Origin of the sequence: Haliea sp. (assembly GCF_040222615.1) — a bacterium.
Lineage (GTDB): Bacteria > Pseudomonadota > Gammaproteobacteria > Pseudomonadales > Halieaceae > Haliea.
Genome location: NZ_JAVKCQ010000160.1, coordinates 1 through 20,565, shown reverse-complemented (window position 1 = coordinate 20,565; position 20,565 = coordinate 1). Strand labels below are relative to the sequence as shown.

At 64.2% G+C, this 20,565-nt stretch carries 18 protein-coding genes; 4 read left to right on the top strand and 14 right to left on the bottom strand.

The genetic code is table 11. The features are described from left to right. Positions 1 to 449: thiamine pyrophosphate-dependent enzyme (locus tag RJQ10_RS13160; RefSeq protein WP_350147320.1), on the top strand; the 449-nt coding region annotated here is incomplete at its 5' end. Continuing rightward, positions 442 to 1,455, top strand: a complete 1,014-nt coding sequence (locus RJQ10_RS13155; protein WP_350147318.1) for a dihydroorotate dehydrogenase-like protein — start codon at positions 442 to 444, stop codon at positions 1,453 to 1,455. The genes RJQ10_RS13160 and RJQ10_RS13155, both read left to right, overlap by 8 nt. A gap of 7 nt (positions 1,456 to 1,462) precedes the next feature. Here RJQ10_RS13155 and RJQ10_RS13150 read toward each other — a convergent pair whose 3' ends face one another. The 3 genes from RJQ10_RS13150 to RJQ10_RS13140 form a co-directional block, all read right to left on the bottom strand. Then, positions 1,463 to 1,882 (bottom strand): hypothetical protein, encoded by a 420-nt coding sequence (locus tag RJQ10_RS13150; protein ID WP_350147316.1) that lies wholly within the window; start codon positions 1,880 to 1,882, stop codon positions 1,463 to 1,465. Between the two features lie 21 nt (positions 1,883 to 1,903). Next, the gene (gene rnk / locus RJQ10_RS13145; protein ID WP_350147314.1) at positions 1,904 to 2,311 is read right to left on the bottom strand and encodes a nucleoside diphosphate kinase regulator; all 408 of its coding nucleotides are present in this window, start codon (positions 2,309 to 2,311) and stop codon (positions 1,904 to 1,906) included. Between the two features lie 289 nt (positions 2,312 to 2,600). Next, positions 2,601 to 3,524, bottom strand: coding sequence for a 2OG-Fe(II) oxygenase family protein (locus RJQ10_RS13140; protein ID WP_350147312.1), 924 nt, complete (start codon positions 3,522 to 3,524; stop codon positions 2,601 to 2,603). Positions 3,525 to 3,679: 155 nt separating this feature from the next. Between RJQ10_RS13140 and RJQ10_RS13135 the strand changes: the two genes are divergently transcribed. Continuing rightward, positions 3,680 to 4,693 carry a histone deacetylase family protein gene (locus tag RJQ10_RS13135; protein ID WP_350147310.1) on the top strand — a complete coding sequence of 338 codons (1,014 nt, stop codon included), beginning with the start codon at positions 3,680 to 3,682 and terminating at the stop codon, positions 4,691 to 4,693. A gap of 10 nt (positions 4,694 to 4,703) precedes the next feature. Here RJQ10_RS13135 and RJQ10_RS13130 read toward each other — a convergent pair whose 3' ends face one another. Next, entirely contained in the window at positions 4,704 to 5,459 is a 756-nt protein-coding gene (locus tag RJQ10_RS13130; protein ID WP_350147308.1) for an SDR family NAD(P)-dependent oxidoreductase, read from the bottom strand. A 152-nt stretch (positions 5,460 to 5,611) separates the two neighbouring features. On the opposite strand from RJQ10_RS13130, the gene RJQ10_RS13125 reads away from it, so the two are divergent. Beyond that, the gene (locus RJQ10_RS13125; protein ID WP_350147306.1) at positions 5,612 to 6,268 is read left to right on the top strand and encodes a tetratricopeptide repeat protein; all 657 of its coding nucleotides are present in this window, start codon (positions 5,612 to 5,614) and stop codon (positions 6,266 to 6,268) included. Between the two features lie 36 nt (positions 6,269 to 6,304). Here the strand turns inward: RJQ10_RS13125 and RJQ10_RS13120 are convergent, their stop codons facing one another. The 10 genes from RJQ10_RS13120 to mpl all read right to left on the bottom strand — a co-directional run. Continuing rightward, positions 6,305 to 7,483 (bottom strand): MFS transporter, encoded by a 1,179-nt coding sequence (locus tag RJQ10_RS13120; RefSeq protein WP_350147304.1) that lies wholly within the window; start codon positions 7,481 to 7,483, stop codon positions 6,305 to 6,307. 13 nt (positions 7,484 to 7,496) lie between these two features. Further along, positions 7,497 to 9,113: a serine hydrolase gene (locus RJQ10_RS13115; protein WP_350147302.1), complete on the bottom strand. Its 1,617-nt coding sequence runs from the start codon at positions 9,111 to 9,113 to the stop codon at positions 7,497 to 7,499. Continuing rightward, a complete protein-coding gene (locus RJQ10_RS13110) occupies positions 9,091 to 10,644 on the bottom strand; it encodes a tetratricopeptide repeat-containing sulfotransferase family protein (protein WP_350147300.1) in 1,554 nt (517 codons plus the stop codon). Before RJQ10_RS13110 ends, RJQ10_RS13115 begins: the two co-directional genes overlap by 23 nt. Positions 10,645 to 10,690: 46 nt before the next feature. Beyond that, the gene (locus RJQ10_RS13105) at positions 10,691 to 13,048 is read right to left on the bottom strand and encodes a TonB-dependent receptor (RefSeq protein ID WP_350147299.1); all 2,358 of its coding nucleotides are present in this window, start codon (positions 13,046 to 13,048) and stop codon (positions 10,691 to 10,693) included. 105 nt (positions 13,049 to 13,153) lie between these two features. Further along, positions 13,154 to 14,026 (bottom strand): carbon-nitrogen hydrolase family protein, encoded by an 873-nt coding sequence (locus tag RJQ10_RS13100; RefSeq protein ID WP_350147297.1) that lies wholly within the window; start codon positions 14,024 to 14,026, stop codon positions 13,154 to 13,156. A 119-nt stretch (positions 14,027 to 14,145) separates the two neighbouring features. Beyond that, a complete protein-coding gene (gene pdxR, locus RJQ10_RS13095) occupies positions 14,146 to 15,951 on the bottom strand; it encodes a MocR-like pyridoxine biosynthesis transcription factor PdxR (protein WP_350147295.1) in 1,806 nt (601 codons plus the stop codon). Between the two features lie 24 nt (positions 15,952 to 15,975). Further along, complete coding sequence (locus RJQ10_RS13090) at positions 15,976 to 16,575, bottom strand: LON peptidase substrate-binding domain-containing protein (RefSeq protein WP_350147293.1); 600 nt, start codon at positions 16,573 to 16,575, stop codon at positions 15,976 to 15,978. 13 nt (positions 16,576 to 16,588) lie between these two features. After that, positions 16,589 to 16,846, bottom strand: coding sequence for a YkgJ family cysteine cluster protein (locus RJQ10_RS13085; RefSeq protein WP_350147291.1), 258 nt, complete (start codon positions 16,844 to 16,846; stop codon positions 16,589 to 16,591). Then, positions 16,846 to 19,461, bottom strand: a complete 2,616-nt coding sequence (locus tag RJQ10_RS13080) for an efflux RND transporter permease subunit (protein ID WP_350147289.1) — start codon at positions 19,459 to 19,461, stop codon at positions 16,846 to 16,848. The genes RJQ10_RS13085 and RJQ10_RS13080 overlap by 1 nt, the downstream gene beginning before the upstream one ends. Then, the coding region (gene mpl, locus RJQ10_RS13075) for a UDP-N-acetylmuramate:L-alanyl-gamma-D-glutamyl-meso-diaminopimelate ligase (RefSeq protein ID WP_350147288.1) at positions 19,461 to 20,565 on the bottom strand (1,105 nt) is incomplete at its 5' end. The genes mpl and RJQ10_RS13080, both read right to left, overlap by 1 nt.

Sequence of the window (20,565 nt, the reverse complement as noted above, 5' to 3'; positions counted from 1 at the left end):
TGAAGGCTTTCCTCGAGGCGGAAGCCCACGACGGCCCGTCCCTGATCATCGCCTACAGCCCCTGTATCGCCCACGGCGTGGATCTGAGCAACAACCATCGGCACCAGGATATGGCGGTAAAGAGCGGGCACTGGCCCCTGTTCCGGTTCAACCCGGCACGCCTGGCCCAGCACCAGAGCCCCCTGCTGCTGGACTCGCCAGCACCCAGCATTCCCTACCGGGAGTTTGCCGAGTCCGAGACCCGCTTCCGGATGCTCTGGCACACCCACCCGGAGGCGGCGGAAGCGTTCGTCGCCCAGGCCCAGCACGACGTGGCCCTGCGCTACCAGCACTACCTGCAGCTGTCACAGCTGGACTGGAGCGAGGAGGCCACGCTGTCGGCCCCGCGCGCCCAGCTGCGCAAGAAAAGTGACCAGAACCAGAATGGGGAGACACCTGAGCATGGCTGACCTGAGTACCCACTACCTGGGCCTGGCGCTGAAGAACCCGATCGTGCCCTCCTCCTCGCCCCTGACCGGCAGGCTCGACAGCGCCCTGCGGCTGCAGGAGGCCGGCGCCGCCGCCATTGTCATGCCCTCGCTGTTCGAGGAGAAAATCCAGCAGGAGCACGCCCTGCTGGACCGTTTCCTGGATGAACAGTCACTGGGCCACGGTGAAGCAACCAGCTTCCGACCCATCCCGGCAGACTACACATCCAGCGAGGACCGGTATCTGGAGACCCTGCAGCAGCTCAAGTCCGCGCTGGATATCCCGGTAATTGCCAGCCTCAACGGCGTCACCGCCGGCGGCTGGCTGGAGTGCGCCCTGGCCATCCAGGACGCGGGAGCCGACGCGCTGGAACTGAATGTGTACTACGTGCCCGGCGACAGCAATGAAACCGGCGCGGCGGTGGAGCAACGCTACCTCGATATTGCCGCGGCACTGCGGCCCCGGGTCAGCATTCCGGTAACCATGAAGCTCTCCTCACAGTTCAGCGCGCCCCTGGATTTCGTCCGCAAACTGGAACAGACCGGGGTACAGGGGGTGTGCCTGTTCAATCGTTTCTACCAGCCGGATATCGACCTGGACACACTGGCGATGGCACCGAAACTGGACCTCTCCAGTTCCATCGAGTCCCTGCTGCGAGTGCGCTGGGTGGGCATGCTGCACGGCCATACCAACTGCAATCTGGCGGTGACAGGCGGCTTTCATACCGCAGCGGATGCGCTCAAGGCCCTGCTCGCCGGGGCCGACGTGGTACACCTGTGCAGCGCCCTCCTGCAGCGCGGGCCGGGCCTCATCGAGACCCTGCTCACGGACATGCAGCGCTGGCTGGAGGACAAGGAGTACCTATCCGTCGATCAGCTGCGCGGGAGCTTGAGCTGCCGCCACGCACCGAATCCATCCGACTACGCGCGGGCCAATTATATCGACGTGCTCGACAGCTACTCAGTACCTGACGGCGTGCAGTTCTGAAGGCGGCTCATGGTTGCAGCGTCACGCCGCGCTCCGCTAACCAGCGCTCGTCCAGCTCCCAGCGCACCCTGTCCACCTCTGGATGCCCCTCCACCACGGAGGCGGCACGGGCCTGAACGCGAGCCAGCCGCTCCTGGGCTGCAACCATGTCCGGGTGTTGCACATCCTTGCCCTGCAACTCGGGGAAGGCCGCGTACAGGAAATGCATCACCGACATCCGGGCCGAGCGGGGGCTGTTGATTATCGCCACCCTGTTCTCGATCTCCAGGACACGAAACTCGTAGGGATAGTCCGCCAGCAACGGGTCTTGCGCCAGCTGTGCGTTCAGCTCTGCTACCCGCCCGTCCCGCCCGGTCAGCCACATGACCAGAACCACCAGCAGAACAACCCCCAGCAGGTACAGATATCGACGCGTAAAACTGTCCATAACGGACTCCCTCGCAAAGGTTCAGTCGCTGCTCAGTGAGCCATTTCCCTGAACCACAGACTTCACCCGCAGGTGACGAACGCGTCCCGACGGCAGCGGCCATTCGATCTGGCCACCCACCGCCAGGCCAATAAGTGCGCTGCCTACAGGGGTCAATACGGATACCCGCATCTTGTCCACATCCGCTTCCTGAGGATAGACCAGGGTCACGGTGGTTTCCTGCCCCGCGTCAGTGTCCTCGAAGGTCACCCGGGAATGCATGCTGACAATGCCATCGGGGAACTCCTGATCGGGGACGGTATCGGCGCGGGCAAGCTCTTCATCCAGGGCATCCGCCTGCGGACCGTCATGGTGCTCGATAGCTGCCTGCAGGCGGCGGTAATCGCTATCCCGGATGGTTATGGGAGAGTTTGTTGCAGTACTGTTCATGGCTGGAGCTCCATCACTCGGGGCTGTCGCTCGCAGGAGCCGACAGGAGGTACGCTTGCATTGGTGTTTACAGCGCGAAAGTTGCCAAATCAGGCTACTGCAGACGCTGTTGGAATCAAGGATCTACCTGCAGGGGTGGTGCGACGATCAGGCCGGCAGGAAGGCCTGATCGCCGGGCACGGGGCAAACGCCGGTGGCACTCTGCATCCGGTTTTGAGAAAAGTCGCCCAAGGAAAAATACGCATCGAACATGGGGCCAGCATAGCACAAGCTGTACGCCACGCCGCTACTACTGCCGGTAGTCACTGATCTGCACTTCCTCGCCATAGTCGCCGTAATCGCCGAGAGCCCGCAGGCCGCGAAACTCCTGCCAGGGCAACGGGCGGAAGTGCGCGGTCGCGTCCGAAGACAACAGGCCCGGGAGCGGTTCGATGACCGAGTCATAGCCCGGATTGAGAAACCAGGCGATGCTGAGGCGCGCCCTGTCCGTGCTGGCGCGAACCCGGTGTAAGGGTGCCACGTAACGATCATTCGACCATACCTGGAGCATGTCACCGACGTTGATGGTCAGCGCACCCGGCACCGGGCTCACGTCCAGCCAGGCATCGTCATGCTGCACCTGCAGACCGGGCACCTGGTCCTGCAACAACACGGTCAGGGCACCGGCATCCGTATGGTGACTGATCCCGAACGGGCTAGGCGGGGGAGCATCCGCCGGCAGCGGCAGATCCTCAGTGGGATAGTGGTTCAGGCGCAGGAAGCTGCTGTGCCCCGGCACAAAGTGGGCAGCGAGACTGGCCGGTGCCAGAGCCAGACCCTCGCACAGGAGCTCCACCAGCTCCAGCGCCAGTGCATGGCAGGCATCGGCAAACGCCTGCAGCGCGGGCTGCAGCGCGGGCATGCCAGGGGGCCAGGGCGTTTCTCCCCGGGGCGAGAAATCAAAAATCTCCTTGCGATCCCGCAGATTCTTGGTGAGCTCCCGGTCGTAGTAGCCAAAGGGGTTGTCGAGGGTTCGGCTGACGGCCTGCTTGAGCGCCGGATCGCTGGCAAAGAATGCGCGCGCTGTAGCCTGGGTTTGTGCCACCAGGGCCGGCGCGATACCGTGGCCGGTCACCTGGAAAAAGCCCCAGCTGGCCGCTGCAGCCGCCAGCTGGGCGGCGACGGCGTCACGCCGGGCGCGCAGGTCGATAACGGGTACGGCGGGCGCGGGCATGTTGCGGGATTCCTGTATCGGGCTTGAAGGACCCTGCATTATGCCGTGTCCGGGTTGCGCCGGGTACCGTGCGGAACAGAATCGCCCGCAGATGACTTTTGACCTCCGCGACCAGCTCTCTATACTGGCCCGACACGCAGCGACGAGGTGAGCCAATGCAGGCATTTTTCCATTCCGCCCAGGACCAGCACATTCCGAAAACCTATTTTACCCGCGGCCAGATGCGCCAGCCGCAGGAGGTCCCGGACCGCACCGGACATATGCTCGAAGGCCTGCAGGCTATGGGAGTAACGATTGCCGAGCCGCCGGACCGGGGCGCGGGGCCTATTTCACGGGTTCACGACCTCGGCTACCTGCGCTTCCTGCAGTCGGCCCATCAGCGCTGGATGGAGATTCCCGAGGACTGGGGCGAGGAGGTGATGTCCAATATTTTTGTTCGGGAGCCCAATGCCCTGCGCGGCATCCTGGCGGAGGCGGCGCGCTACCTGGCCGACGGCAGCTGCCCGGTGGGGGCCAACACCTGGGACGCCGCCTACTGGTCGGCCCAGTCTGCAATCGCCGCGGCCGAGGCGCTGCTGGCGAGTGATCAACACGCCTACGCCGTGTGCCGCCCGCCGGGGCACCACGCCCGCCGGGATGCGGCAGGGGGCTTCTGTTACCTGAACAACGCCGCCATCGCCGCCCAGCACCTGACGACACGCTTCCCGCGCATCGCCATACTCGATACCGACATGCACCACGGCCAGGGCATCCAGGACATCTTCTACCACCGCAGCGACGTGCTCTACGTCTCCATCCACGGCGACCCGACCAATTTTTATCCGGTAGTAAGCGGGTTCGAGGACGAGCGCGGCGCGGGTGAGGGGCTGGGTTACAACATCAACCTGCCCATGCCCCACGGCTCCTCCGAGGAGGACTTCTTTACCCGGCTGGGAGAGGCCCTGGCGGCCATCACCCTGTTCCAGCCCGACGCCCTGGTTTTGGCCCTGGGCTTTGATATCTACAAGGATGACCCCCAGGCCAAGGTCGCCGTGACCAGCGAGGGTTTCACCCGCCTGGGCGCAGCCATTGGCGAGCTGTCCCTACCCACCCTCGTGGTGCAGGAAGGTGGTTACGACCTGGCCACCCTCAGCACCAACGTACAGCATTTCTTCCGCGGCATGGGCTGAGCTCTCGCTGTCAAATTGCGGTCTGGCCACCGTCGATGACCATAGCCGAGCCGGTGACGAATTTCGCTTCGTCGGATGCGAGATAGGCGACAGCACCGGCGATTTCCTCTGGCTGGGCGTAATAGCTCGTGAGCGGGAACATGCGGCCATAGAGCGCCATGTCGGCGCCTTCGGGAACCTCGATGTTCTTCACCAGCGGGGTATCTACGGCGCCGGGGCAGACCGCATTGACCCGCACCCCGCGACTGGCAAACTCCACCGCCAGCGACTTGGACAGCAACAATACCGCGCCCTTGCTGGCGCAGTAGGCGCTGTTGTAGGGCAGCCCCTGCAACCCCGCCGTGGAGGAAATGTTGACGATGTTGCCAGTGGTTTCCAGCAGATGGGGCAGCGCCGCCTGGCAGAGCACGAATACCGAGCGACTGTTGACCGCCATGACCCGGTCCCATTCCGCTGCTGCCATATCGAGAAAATTCTTCGTGAGTACCATCCCGGCAACATTGCAGAGGACATCCAGCTTGCCATAGTGGGCTACGCAGCCCGCGACCGCCGCCCGACAGTCAGCTTCGTCGGTAACATCCAGCACCCGGCTGTGTATCTGCAGCCCTTGCCCCGCCAGAAGCGCGGTTTCCCGCGCCAGCAACTCCGCGTTGATATCGGAGGCGTATACCCTGGCACCCTCGCGCGCCAGACGGGATACAGTCGCCAGCCCGATGCCAGAGGCCGCGCCAGTCACAAAGGCTACTTTGCCGTCAAACCGCTCCATGAGTTTCAACCTCTGTAGATACAGGAAACAAGGCGCGCAGTTGTAGCACAGAAAATCCCCTCCGGGAAACCACGGCCCGAACAAGCTGGGCTGGCTAAGCCTGAGGTAAGAATCAGCGCTTACACTACAGGCAACTTTCAGGAGGTTACTGTATGAAATACCTGGTGAAAAATCGCTGCTGCAGAACCCTGCCCCTTGCTCTGGCGTTCTCGTTATCGGCTTTGGGCACAAGAGCTGCGCCGACCGCGGATGTGACCGCGGTGCGCGAGCAATGGGAGCAGATCAATTTTATCGTAGCCGCGCCCGAGCGAGAGGAACAGTTCGAAACCCTGATCGACAGCTGTAACTCCCTGCTCGCGTTACAGCCCGGTGATGCACAGGCACTGACCTGGTGCGGTATTGTGGAGTCATCCTACGCCGGTGTCGCTGGCGGCCTCGGGGCGCTGAAGCACGCCAAAGCCGCTCGCAGGTACTTTGAACAGGCTATCGACATTGATCCTGATACTGTCAATGGCGCCGCCCTGACCAGCCTCGGTACGCTCTATGCCAAGGTCCCGGGGTGGCCGGTGGGATTCGGCAGCGACAAGAAGGCACGCCAGTATCTGGAGGATGGCCTGAAGGCCGATCCGGATGGGATGGACAGCAACTTCTTCATGGCCGAGTTCCTGGCCGATCAGGGCCAATCCGAGGCGGCGAAACAGCATTTGCAGCGAGCCCTGAACGCTCCCCCGCGCCCCGCTCGTGCGATTTCCGACACCGCGCGGCGCAAGGAAATAGCGGCGTTCCTGGCCAGACTCGGATCGTCCTGAGCAGCCCTGCAATCAACACACCAGACCAGAGAGCACTCAGCCCGAAGCCTCCCGGTCCAGCAACCTGGCCGGGCGCATGATGACCACGGTGCACAGGATCAGCGCCAGGACAGCGGCGTTGATCACCAGGTCATAGCGGTTGTCGCCGAGGAACAGGGCCGCCAGCAGCGGCCCGCTGGCCAGCCCCATCTTGGAAGCAAAGCCACCCAGTGACGCCATCTGTCCCACCGGATCGAAGTGGGCGCACATTCCCAGAAGGTAGGGAATCACGAAAGCCCAGGTAATACCCACCCCGCAGTTGGCCAGCAGAAAAGCCCAGGGCTGTCCGCTCCAGTGCAGCAGGACAGTGCCCAGCACGGTGAGACTCATGCCCAGGAACAATGGCCACCAGCGCCCATACTTCGTCGCCATGACCACCACCAGCAGGGCACCTATGATGCCAACCCAGGCCGCCGCTCCCAGGGTGGGGCTGATAAAAGCCATGCTCAGCCCATAGTGCTTGCCCATGCCGATGATAAAGGCATAGAGGCCCATATTGGCTGCCTGGAACAAAAACAGCGCGGCCAGCACCGCCAGCATCGGGGCCCAGCGGATTGCCGCAGGCGGTGGAGCCCCGACCCCGGGCACCGTCACGGGGTAGTCGTCGAGAAACGGCAGCATCGCCAGGGTCACCGCGCTGAAGGCGACCAGGGACAGGAACAGGGCGCTGGTGCCGAACGCCGGTACCAGCGGCGGCAGCAGCATTACGCCCAGACCGCCCAGCCCAAACTGCACCAACAGCAGGTAGCCAAAGGTGCGATCCGGCTTCAGGGTGCGGGCAATCACAGCAAAACCGATGCCGACCAGCAAGCCGCCTACCGCTCCGTGCACAAAGCGGACGGCGACCAGCATCAGGGGCAGGCGCAGCAGGATGGAGACCAGATCAAGCAGGATCAGCGTCAGCAGCAACAGGAATGCCGCCCGCCGCCAGCGGATATGGCGCACCACGAATACCGCCGCCAGCGCCCCCAGGGCGGCGCCATAGACATTGGCGGACCCGACCAGCCCGGCGTCCCGGTTGGAGAAACCCAGGCCTTCCACCAGGCCATCGACCAGGGCCGGCATGATATTGACGTAGAACAGGCCCGCCGTTGCCAGGAAGGCCAGGGCGACGCGCGCCCATTCTCCGTGCGGTGACAGGGTACGGCGAGATGTGGGAGCAGTAGCTTGGCTCATGGCGGGTTCCGGGCTAGTGACAGAGTGGTCGCTGCTGATGCACCGCGCTAACCGCGGCCAGCCAGCGGAATTCATTGTTGTCGCTGACGTAGTAGTAGAGGACGTTTTCAGCCAGCAAGGCCAGGGTGATACCGCCATGGCCCGACAGAAAGGGAATCCAGTAGGGATTACGGCATCCCAGTGCCGGGGCCGCGTCCAGCAGCCAGAAACCGTGCTGGTAGCGCAGTCCGACCACGCCCGTCGCGACCCCGGGCAACGCCCCCTGCGGGGAGATCGCTGCGCGCACCATGGCGGGGTCCAGCAGTGCCGGGTTCCGCGCCTCCTCGGCCAGCCACAGGCCAAGCTGCAGCAGATCATCCGCAGTCAACAGCTGGCCCCAGCCGCCGAACGGCTGCGCTGCCGCGTCTGCCGTGCGCCGGGTGAAGGCCGCAAGCGGTCCCAGCTGCAGTTCCGCCCATGCCTCCCGGAAGAGCAGGTCACTGTAGAGATCTGCGCTTTCGGTGCCACGCAGCTCGCGCAGTAGCATCGCCATGGCGCTGACCAGCACATAGGTGTCACTGGTGTGGTACACCCAGCGCCCTCCGGCAGCCTCCCTGCGGGGATATGCGCTGCAAGCCCAGGCCAGCTTGGCGGCGTGATCCGGCGCCAGGAACAGGGGGCTGGCAATGGCTGCCGCTTCATCCTCGAAGTAAGCTGTGGCTTCATAGCGCCCGGTTTGCATGTTCAGAGCCTGCTGCAGGGTCACGTCACCCCAGTTCCCGTCGCAGGCGGGCAACAGTTCACCGATAGTGCGCTGGCGGCTGCCGGGCGCCAGTCGCTCCAGGCGCATGAGTGCGGTCCCTGCCACCAGACTCTTGGAGAGGGAGAATGTCGGCAGTGGCAGCTGCTCGCAGCGTCGCGCCGGGCCCGCCGCCACGGCGCAGGCAGATTGGTAGTGGCGCCCGTCCAGGAGCAGCCCGGCCATCGTGAGATGCTCGTGGCTCACACCTGCAGGCGGCGCCAGCAGGGAGCCATCAATACCGCTATCGCGCCTGAGTTGTTGCAGCTTGTAGACGGGAAACCGCGGGGAATGGCTCTGCTCCACTGCCAGCTCGACCGGGCGCCAACTAGCGCTGCCCTCGAAGCGGGCGCTAAATTTGAAGTACTCGCAAGTCTGGCCACTCACCTGCAGTACTGCGGAGCCGTCACCGTCGGCCGGCAAGCTCACTGCAAGCTCCCCGTAATGAATACAGTTGGCACCCTGTTCCAGCAGGTCCAGCGGCATTTGCAGTGTCAGCTTGCCGCGGGCATCGCGTTCCCATACCCCCTCACCCGCGACGGCCTGCCACAGGGGATGGGGCCCCGGAATGGGCAGCCGCCGGGCGGGAAGCAGCACGCTGCCATCGGCGGCCAGCTCCAGTGCAAGGACTGGCAGGCGGTCCACCTGGCCGGCGAAACTCGCGCCCAGGCCCAGCCGGTCCACTTCGATAACGAAGCTGTCCGCGGCGCCAAACTGCAGCTGCAGCTCCCCTTCGGGAGGATCCTCTGCCAACACAGTGTCGGCCCGGAGTGCCGCCAGGACCAGCAGCGTCCAGCGCAGCATTGCCACCAGTCGACCGCCCGCCGGGTCAGTCACAGTTGATTCCCGCATGCTGGAGCTGCTCGATCAGCGGCGACAATCCCGCGCTGTAGTGTCGCCAGAGATCCACCGAGCGGGTATGTACCGGCTGACGAACCTGGGCCGCGCTGGCGGTGGCAACCGGAGCCGGATTGCTGTGAAAATCCAGGCAAGCCGATTCCCAGGGCAGATCGCAGGCAGCGAGCATGCGGCGCAGCTGGTCCTCCGGGGCGGCCACCAGCGCCTCGTAGTCCACCTCCAGCCAGCTGTCTGCAGCGACCACCTGGCGCCAGTGATCCAGCAGGCGCTGATAGGCCAGATAGTAGCGGGCGAGGTCACCGAGATCGTAGCTGAACGGGCAGGCCATGCGAAACAGGGTCTTGTACAGGGCATGGCAGGTAGCCACAGGATGGCGCCGCAGATGCAGGATACGGGCCCCCGGCAACGCCGCAACGATAATGCCCAGGTAGAGGAAGTTGAGCGGTGTCTTGTCCACCAGGTACCGAGCCTGCGCTCCATACTGCGCAGTGGTCGACCGGTAGTCGCGGCCCAGCGCCGACATATCGGCACGCGACGCCTGCGCCATCAGCTCACGCCGGCTGGCATGCGGGCCCGCTGCCCGCACCAGGGCTAGCGCGAAATCGTTGATTTCACCCAGGCTGGCCACCTGGCTGTGACTGGCCAGCATCCGGTCCACCAGGGTGGTGCCGCTGCGCGGCAGGCCCAGCACGAAGATTGGCCCCGGAACCGCCTCGCCTCGGCGCTGCTGCTGCAGCCAGCGGGCATCGAAGTATTGCGCAATATCCGCCATGCTTTGTTCGTCGCGCTCCACCCGATAGCTCAAGCGCTGCCGGCGGGCACGAGCGCCGCGCTCAAGATAGCTCCAGGCCCTCGCAAAGTCACCGCAGTCCTCGTACTCCTTGGCCAGGGCGTGACACAGCGGCGCCTCGTCAGGGGGCCCCATCTGCAGCGCCGCGGTCATCTCGGCAATGTGGTTGTCCCCTTTCGCCACCCGGCGCAGGGTGGCGCGGTTGTAGTGGCTGTCAGCATCCAGCGGATCCTGCGCCAGCAGGCGGTCGAGCAGCTGCTCCGCCTCCCGGTCGGCACCGATGATGGCCAGGGTACTGGCGAGATTGGCCTGCGCCGCCGGATCCCCGGGCGCCAGCGCCGCCGCCCGGCGATAGGCCGCCACTGCCGCGGCGTAGTCTGCCGCCGACAGGTAAAACCGGCCCAGCGCCGCCCAATCGGCCGCCGTTTGCGTGCGCGGTTCCAGGGCTGCAACCAGGGACCGGGCCTGATCCAGCTGGCCCGCCAGCACCAGAGCCTCGGCGTAGCCAAGCTGGATCCCGATATTGCCCGGCTCCAGCGCCGCGGCGCGCGCCGCGGCGCTGCACTGGCTGTCGTAATCGGCACTTGCCTGGGCCAGCTTCGCCGCCAGCATCCAGCCCCGGGCCTGCCTTGGCTGCGCTCGCAGGGCCCGCTGGCAGAGCAGCTGTGCCTGCCGCAAGTCGCCCCGGTGCAATGCCGCGGCGGCCTGTTCCAGCAGATCATCCTTCCCGTTCACGCCACCTCCTCCGCACGGTTCCGGAGAAGAGCCTAAACCAGGAGCTTCAGAAGCGATAGCTTGCGGCCAGGCCAATGGTCCGGGGCAGCGAAATCACCTCTTTTGCGCCATTGCCGAAGTAATTCTGGGCCGGGTCGGTGCCCATGTACTCCTCCTTGTAGATCCCCGTCACGCCATCTTCATTGAACAGGTTTTTGGCAAACAGGCTGACATCCCAGGACGCCGTCGCCACCCCGGTGGTCAGGTTCCAGAGCTGGAAGCCGTCCAGGGTTTCGGCAAAGCGCACCGAGGGGCTGATACTGTTTTCACTGGAGGACTGGTAGTAGGCGTCCACGCGCGTAGTCCAGTTCATATCCCCGGTGAGGGCCCGGGTGTAGTTGAGCGTCAGGTTGAAGCTGTGCTCGGGTGCCCCCGGCAGGCGTGTCCCATCCGTGGCTACGGGCGCGGTCACCGCCGGGTCCGCCGATAGCAGATCCGCACTCAGCTCGGCATCCACATAGGCGTAACCGAGCGTGTAGGTCAGACCCTCCGCCAGCGGCCCGCTCACTTCCAGCTCCAGGCCCTGACTGGTGGCCTCCTCGCCATTCTGGACCGCAAAGAAGGCCCAGTTGGTGGTGGAGGAATTCAGCTGCACGTCATCCCAGTCCACGTAGAACAGGGCTGCGGTATAGGTGTGGGAGCCGAGGCTGCCTTTCATCCCAAGCTCATAGTTGATCACCGTATCCGAGTCATACAGCTGCCAGGCCGGGTCCTCGGCAAAGATCCCCACCGTGGGCACGGCGTTGGCGCCACCACGCCGGTAACCCTCGGATACTGTGCCGTACAGGAGCGTGTTGTCGTTCATGTCCCAGGACAGGTTGACCTTGAACAGGGCGTCGGAATCATCCCGGCTGAACCTGGCTTCCGCCGAGGGCCGGAAGCCCTCGTAGAAGCTGATCTGCTGGAATGTATCGATATCTGACTTGTTGTCGAAGTAGCGCACCCCACCGGTCAGGTGGACAGTATCGGTAATGTGCCAGGTCAGCTCTCCATACAGCGAAAAGTCGCGGAAATCCTCGCTTCTGCGGTAGAGAAAATCCTGGTCATCGATCACCACACCCGGGCCGAACGCTGCATCCGCCCAGTTCTTGAACCCCAGCAGAAAACTGTCCTGGCCGGACTTGATGGTCTGGTCCTGATAATAGGCGCCCAGCAGATAGTCGAAGGTGCCCTCGGTGCTGGATACCAGCCGCAATTCCTGGACAAAGCTCTTGTCGTCATAGCTGCGGACAGCAGCCGCCATGGGCCGCGGGTAGTTGTAGTAGAAGGCGGCGAGCCAACCGAGCTGCGCGTAGAAGCCGGTATTCTCGCTGACGCCGTCACCGCTGTGCTCGTAGTGCGAGGTACTGGAGGTCAGGGTGGCGAAGCCGAGATCGATATCCGCCTCCAGGCTGACCAGGTCGATGTCCCGGGAGGACGGCTCCAGCAGCACTGCACCCAGTTCGTTGTCGCCGTAGGGCTCACCGGCGCCGTTGCTGCCGCGAGTGGTGCCACGGCGGCCACCGATATCATCGGACTGGGTGTGGTAGCTAAGCGTGGCATCGAAGCGATCATTGGGCTGGAAGCGCAGGGCCGCCCGCGCAAACCAGATATCCACATCGTCCGCGTCCTCGACATCGCGGTAGACAGCATCCGTCGCCAGCACGCCATTGGGTGCAACCGGCACCCCACTGCCGTCAAGGACGTAGACGTTCCTGTAGTCGGTTATCCCGTCGTAGTCATTCTGGCCGGCGACCACCCGCAAGGCCAGCGTGTCCGTGAGTGGCAGGTTCAGGGTCGCGTCGGTAGCCCAGTTCCAGCCATCGGAGCCTTTGGTCTGGCTGAGACCCGCGGCAACCTTGCCATTGAGTTCATCGAACTCCGGTTCGCGCATGATGTAACGCACGGTACCCGCGAGCGAACCGGAGCCGTAGAGCGTACCCTGCGGTCCCCGCAGCACCTCCACCCGCTCAAGGTCCTTGAGCACGAAGTTGGCGAATACCGGCGTGTCGTTGACATAGGTCGAAACCGTCGGCGCCGACGCCACCGCAAAATCGCCGACGATGGAACTATCGACGTTGAGGCCCCGGATACGGATGGTGTTGACCGTGCCGGAATTGCGATAACCGCGATCAATGATGCCCACCCCGGCAATCGAGCGCAGCAGTTCCGCCTGATCGGTAATCTGGGCGGCTTCAATACTGGCGCCGCTGACGGCGGAGATGTTGTAGGGGATATCGAGTATGGATTCATCGCGGCGGGTTGCGGTGACCCTCACTTCCTCGAGTACCGTACCCTGGGCGAAGCTGTAGTCCGGCAACAGCAGAGCACCGCTCGCAGCCACTGCCAGGGAAAGCGTTTTCCTGCGCGTGTTGAGTATCGTCATGTTCTAGCCCCTCACCTTGAGTTCGTGGCGGTGGTCCGCCCTCATTGTCACCCGGCCCACGTTACGAGCCTGCCGGAGCAGGTCATAGGGCCAGTTCTCTATTGCCTATGAGTCCACATCCGTCGCCTGCCCCTCGCGCCCGGGTAGCCGCAGTTCTCCCAGGGCCTGCAGCGCCGGGCTGGCATGTCCCTGGCGGTAGGGTGGAAACTTGACCGGACTGTCGCGAAAACTTTTCAGCACCTGACCCAAGCCCATCAGCCCCCGCTCCCGGGTACGCCGCACCAGCTCGAAATCCGCCTCGAAAGCGATGACCTCGTGGCCAATGCCCGCCTCGTGAACGACGTTCCCTTCCGGGCCACAGACGATAGAGCGGCCGTTGCCCAGCCGGCCCGCGACATTGATATCGACGAAATAGCACTGGTTTACCGCCGCATTGGTACGGGCGATGGCCAGCTCCAGGTCGCGGTCGATCGTATTCGTCATCGTGGGGTGGATAATGAGCTCCGCTCCCATCCACGCCAGGGTCCGGGTGGTTTCAGGAAACCAGCCGTCGTAGCAGATGGAGACGCCCATGCGGCCAACCCCGGGAACATCGAAGACCACGAACCCGGTCCCAGGACTGACGCCTTTCTCATAGGGGTAGAACGGAAACATCTTGCGGTAACGGGCAACCACCTCACCCTCGGGGTTGATGACCGGCAGGGTATTGAAAACCTCATCATCGCGACGCTCGAACAGCGTACCGGGCACCAGCCAGATTCCGTACTGCGCGGCCAGTCTGCAATAGTGCGCTTCAATATCCGAAGGCAGCCGCTGGGCATGCCGGGTTTCAGGCCCCAGAGTCGCCAGCTCTCCCACCACCACCATCTGCACCCAGGGAAAGCGGGCCATGACCTTCTCTATCTCTGCGTTGATGACATAGAGATTGTCCTGGTTGGTCAGCTCCAGCTGTAGACCGGCGATTGCAAAGCGGGCCATCTATATCTCCTGCGGCAGTCTGCTGTATTCGGGGCGACAGGGCTCCGACACCGGAAATCAGCTTAGCTACGACAACCAGGCGGGGTTAGCGCCAGATCGGCGCCGTGGATGAGTCCAGTTCAGGATTGTGGCGGCGGCCACTGGATGTGCGCGGCATCGACCAGCTGCCGGTCGCGGTCGAACCACTTGATCTGGTTGCCGTCGATAACCACATAGAGTGCGAGGGTCTTGCCGTAGGACCACTGCTCCCAGCGACGGAGCCAGAATTCGTCCTCTACCCACCACACGCCGCGGTCCGAGTCCTCGCCAGCGTAGCCGGCCTGACCCGTCATGCTGCCGTCCTGATGCAGACGGATACTGGCGGGATCACCGTAGACTGTGGTGAAGTGCAACTCCGCACCCGCCAGCCGACTGCGCAACAGAGCCCCGCTGACACGCTCGCCCCGGGCGCTGTCGAGGGTCTCCGCATGTGACTTCGACAGGTCGCGAATCACGGCCGCCAGTGCAGCCACGCCAGCGCGGACCTGGCTCTCGTCAAGGCTGGTCAGCCCCAGCCGGAAGCAGTTTTCCGGGTGACTGGCGGTGTGGTAGTAGTGGCCCACCGGCTCCAGCAAGACACCGCGACGGCCAGCTTCACGGGCCAGCACCCGGGCGTCCAGCCACTCCGGGCCATTGACCCACAGGGCGGTCCCTCCCTGGCTGGGCGCGGTCACCACAAGGCTGGGCAGGTAGTGATTGAGGGCGTCACGCAGGGCCAGCCAGCGCGATCGGAACACCGCGTCGAGACGGCGGTGGAAACTGTCGTAGTGCCCGAGGGACAGAAAATAGGCCATGGTGCGCTGGTTGTTGCGCGGGGGCGTGCCAAACAGAATGCGGCGCAGCCGCCGTGCGGCCTGCACCACCTCGACCGGCGCCACAATAAAAGCCAATTGCAGGCTGCTGGCCAGCACCTGGGCAAGGGAGGACAGGTACACCACGCGGCCACTGCTATCCATGCTCTGCAGCGCCGGGTGGGGCTGGCCCAGGTAGTTGGTCTCCGCCGCATGGTCGTCCTCGATCACCAAAGCGTCCAGTTCCGCCGCGCGAGCCAGGATCTCCTGCCGTCGCGACATGCTCATGGTAATGCCCGTCGGTAACTGGTGGCTGGGCGTAACCACGAACAGGGTGTGCGGTCCCGCCACTGGCGGCTCCATCCCCTCGCCGTCGACCGGCCGGAAATCCAGTCGCGCACCGCGTTCCAGCAACAGGGAGCGCCACTCCGGGGAACCGGGATCTTCGACTGCCAGGGTGTCGCCGCGGGCCGTGAGCAGCCTGGCCAACAGCGCACGCGCCGCGTGAATGCCAGGGAGCACGATGATCTGCTCGTCCGCTACCTGGATCCCCCGACCGGGCAGCAACCGGGTGCGGATCGCCTCCAGCAACAGCGGATCATCCGCGTCGCCGCGATAGCGGCTCCAGGCATTTACCTCTCCCACACCCAAAGCCAGGCGACTGGCCTCTCGCCACTCATGCACCGGGAACAGTGCCTGGTCGAAGTAGCCGTCGATAAACGGGTAGGGATAGCGTTGCCAGTCAGGCGATGCCTGGAATGCCTCGCTCTCAGGCACCTGACGCAGGCGCCTCCCCCAGTCAATGCTGCTGGAGCTCTCGCCCCGGCTCACCGGCTGATAGCTGACCCGCCGGACCAGCACCTCCTCGTTGACGAAAATGCCGCTGCGCTCGCGGGTCAGCAAGTAGCCCTCGTCCATCAGTTGCTGATAGGCCAGCACCACCGTGTTGCGGGCGACGCCGAGCTGCGATGCGAGCTTGCGCGACGACGGCAGCCGGCGGCCCGGGGCCAGGCTGCCCACCATGATCGCCTCCACGATCTTTTGGCGCAGCTGGCCTTGCAGGCTTAGCGGACTGTCCGGATCAAGGTAGAACATGGGCGGGCCCGGGATGGCCCCCTCTCAGCCTTCGCCACTGATCTCGCTGAGCATAAGATCCAGCTGGTCCATCATCTCATCGACATCCTCGGCGTTAAGCAGCGCATATTTCAACGACTCCTCCAAAGGCAGGAGCTGGGCCAGGGTGTAACCCACCTGCCAGGCATCCTCGAAGTCGATATCGAGACCCATGCGACGGACATGGGGATGCTGCCCCAGGTTCTCCAGAATCTCCCGCAGCGGCGACCACTCTTCGTCCAGGGCCGCAGCCTCAGGCATGGTCTCCAGCGCTACATCGCCAAGCACCAGGCCGTTTTTGGCCACCCGGGTATCGCCAAGGCGGAAACGCTCGCAACCCTGGATCGTCACGCCCAGCAGGCCGTTGGGAAGCTGGTCAAAATCCACGATACGGGCCACGGTGCCGGTATCACCCAGCTGTTGTTCGCTGCCACGCTGCGCAATCTCCTCGCCGCGCCGCAGCCACACCACGCCAAAGCCGGAGCTGCTTTTCATGCAGTCGCGGATGAGATCCAGGTAACGCTGCTCGAATATTTGCAGCGGCATACGGCCGTAGGGCAGCAGTACCGCGGATAGCGGGAACAGGGGCATTTCTGTGGTGGGCATGGGCAACTCCTGTTCAGTCCGGACGGCTGAGGATCTCCAGCTGCTGCAGGTTCACCAGCGCAGTCTCGCGATCATCGGCACAAACAGCATACTCGGCCTGGAAATTGTTGCACACCGCTGGTCTGCGGAAATCTCCAAATAGTCCACACAGGCGATCCCGGGTCAGATGGATACAAGCCACCCCCGCAGGCTTGCCCTGCGGCATGCCGTAGAACGCCGTGGAAATGGATGGCGCCACACAGCAGGCGCCACAGCCGGCCCGGCACTCCACTAACTGCGGCCCTCTGCTGCGGGCTCGCCCTCCGGACCCAGGGGGCGCAGCACCAGGATCAGCTTGGGCAGCAGCAACAGGGCGCCGATCACCGCCGCGACCATCGCCAGCACCGTCAACAGGCCGAAGTACAGGCTCGGATTGAAGTTGGACACGGTCAGGGTGGAGAAGCCGATCACCACGGTTACCGTGGTGTAGTACATCGCCCTGCCAATGCTGTAGTGGCAGCGGTGCATGGTCGCCAGATAGTTGCGGTCCTCGGGGAACTCGTGCATGAAGCGGTGCACATAGTGGATGCAGTCATCCACGCCGATACCGACCACGATTGCGGCAATGGTGATGGTCATGATATCCAGCGGAATACCTGCCAACCCCATGACACCCAGCACCAGGCCCGCGGCGACAATATTCGGCGCCAGGGCGATAAAGGCCAGGGACAGGGACCGGAACAACAGCAGGAACATGGCGAGGATGGCCGCAAAGACCACCCCCAGAGTGAGGATCTGGGACTTGAACAGGCTTTGCAAGACGTTGTTGTACAGCACCAGCATCCCTGTGAACTGGACCTGCCCGGGCTCCAGGCCGGTCACTTCCACCAGCTCGTCGTGCAGCCGGTCAAGGAAAGCATCGCGGCGCAGCTGTTCGCTGGTTTCCATGACCCGCACGCTGATGCGTGCCTGCTCCTTCGCCTCGGAGAAGTACGGTTCCACCATGAGCTTTGCCACATCCTGCGGCAGGCTCTTCTGCACCAGGGCCAGTTCCACGCTGCCGATGTCATCGCCCAGCAGGTCCTTGACCACGGCGAAGGTGGTGGACAGGGACAGGACCTTGCCGGTCTCTTCCTGCTGGTCGACGTGGCGGTGCGCGCTGTCGAGGGTGCGCATGCCCTCAAGGCTGAACCAGTAGCTGGGAGTGAAGCTATCCTCGCCGGTGCTGAAGTTGTCGAAGTCCGCACCGAACTCGTCGTCCCAGTCATTGCCGGCGAGGCTGTCGCCGGCGCCAAAGCTGTCGTCCCCGGCGAGAAATTCGTCATCGTCGGCGGGCGCCTGCGATGCGGGATCCAGGTTCTCCAGGCCGGGCAGCGGCGCATCTGCATCCGGCGCGGACAGGATGATATCCAGCGGGATGGTGCCGCCCAGGCGCGAATCGAGCAGCTCCATGCCCTGGTAGATTTCGGTGCTTTCCTTGAAGTAGTCGATGAACCGGTTCTCGACCTGCAGGCGGGAGATCCCCAGCGCGGTCAGGCCGACGATGATCCCGGTGACCACCAGGATGGTCCCGCCGTAGTGCTCCGTGGCGCGGCCAAAATACACCGTCAGCGGCTGCTTCTCCTGCTTGTACACGAACGGCCTGCCCCTGGGCCACACCACGGTCAGGCACGGGACCAGGACAAAGGCCAGCACCATTGCCACCACGATGCCCACGGTCATCATCCAGCCGAAGTCGATGACCGGCTGGATTCCGGAGACAACCAGGGACATGAAGGCCACGATGGTGGTAATCCCGGTGTAAATGCAGGGTACGGCCATCAACGCCACCGTCTGCAGGGCGCGTTCGTGCTCGCTCCAATCAGGGTGCTGGGCATGCAGTTCGCGATAGCGCACCACCAGGTGGATGGCGATCGCCAGGCTGATAATCAGCAACACCGCCACAAAATTGGAGGAGATGACCGTCATCCGCCAGTCCAGGAAAGCGAGCAGACCCAGCATGACGGTGGAAGTTGATACACAGGTCAGCAACGGAATGACTGTCCAGCGCACACGACGGAAGATGACGACCAGCACGACCAGCATCACGCCGAGGATGGCGCTGCCGAACAGTACCAGGTCGCTGCGGACAAAGCTCACCATGTCGGCGGTGATCATCGGTACGCCACCGACGAAAATATGGGCGTGGCTGCGGTAGTCGTCCGCGATATCGCGCACCGACTGTACCAATGCGCTCTGTGCCTCCAGCGCCTGCGCGGTGTGGGCCTTGAAAGCGACAGTGACATCCTCCAGCGCCTGAGCCTCGGCGCTGCTCAGGGTGCCTTCGGCATCTTTAGCCCGCAGGCGGTCGCGCTCCTGCAGGAGCTCGAAGTAGCGCTCGTCCCGCCGCAGGTTGACCTGCACGGCGGTGAGTTCGCCGTCGCGACTGGCCAGCAGTTCAGCGTAGATGGGACTGCTGGTGAATTCCTGCAGCGCCAGCCCGCGGTCGATGCCGGGGTCATTGAGGTTCGGCAGCGGGTCGCCGGAGGTAATGTCGGACAGGCTGACAGGGGGACTTTCCAGCAGCGGTACATCCCACACCGTGACCACCGAGGATACCCGGGGCAGCTCTCTCAACTCGTCGGCCATGCGCCGCAGCGGCAACAGGGACTCATCGCTGAGCAGCGGCGCCTCAGGCTGCCAGGTGAGGAGCAGGAAATCCTCGGCGCTGTATTCCTCGGATATTTCGCGGAAGAAATCCAGCGAGGGGTCGCCCTGCAGCATCAGGGAGTCGGCGGATGCATCCAGCTTCAGTTTGCCGAGCTGGGAGGCACTGGCAATCAGCAGCAACGCGACCAGCGCGAGGGAGATCCACGGGCGCCGCAGAACCAGGGCGTCATAAGTATTGAGCAAGGGGTGTGCAACCATCAGGAATTCGCCGCTTTCAGTTCGTCGAGCAGGATCTGGTGAATACCACCGAAACCCCCGTTGCTCATGATGACAACCCGGTCACCGGGTCGCGCCTGTTGTGTAACCTGTTGCGCCAGCTGGCCGACGTCACTGCTGACGCTGGCGGGAACCGGACTGTCGGCAATCACGGCGTCCAGCGACCAGTTCATGCCCGCGGGCTGGAACCAGTACACCTGGTCGGCGTCGCGGGTGCTCTCCGCCAGTCGCGCACGATGCTCTCCCATACGCATGGTATTGGAACGCGGCTCAATCAGGGCGATGACCCGCCCCCCGGCGCTGCTTGCCCGCAGCCCCTGCAGAGTGGTGGCAATCGCGGTGGGGTGGTGGGCAAAGTCGTCGTAAACCGTCACCCCGCCTATCTGTCCCAGCAGCTCCAGCCGCCGCTTGACTCCGCGGAACTCGCGCACGGCGGCGACCGCGTGCTCCAGCGGCACGCCGACGTGGTGGGCGGCGGCGATCGCGGCCAGGGCGTTCTCGGCGTTGTGCCGGCCGAGGAAACCCCATTCAACCCCCAGCTGCTTCGCGCCGGGCGCTGTCACGGTAAAACAGGCAGCATCCGCCGTCAGCAGCTCCCCCGCCCAGTCCGCAGCCGCGCAGAGACCGAAGGTCTGTGCCGGCGTCCAGCAGCCCATGGCCAGCACTTCGTCGATCGCCGGCACGCCCGGTGGGTGGAGCACCAGGCCCTCACCGGGCACACAGCGCAGCAGGTGATGGAACTGGCGCTGGATAGCCGCCAGGTCCGGGAAAATGTCCGCGTGGTCGAACTCGAGGTTGTTGACCACCAGGGTTCGCGGCCGGTAGTGAACGAACTTGGAGCGCTTGTCGAAAAACGCCGTGTCGTACTCATCGGCCTCGACCACGAAAAAATCGCTGTCGCCGCGGCGGGCCGACAGCCCGAAATTGGCTGGCACCCCGCCAATCATGAAGCCCGGCGCCATGCCGGCGTACTCCAGGATCCAGGCCAGCAAACTGCTGGTGGTGGTCTTGCCATGGGTCCCGGCCACTGCCAGCACCCACTTGTCCCGCAGCACGTTCTCCGCCAGCCACTGGGGCCCTGAGGTA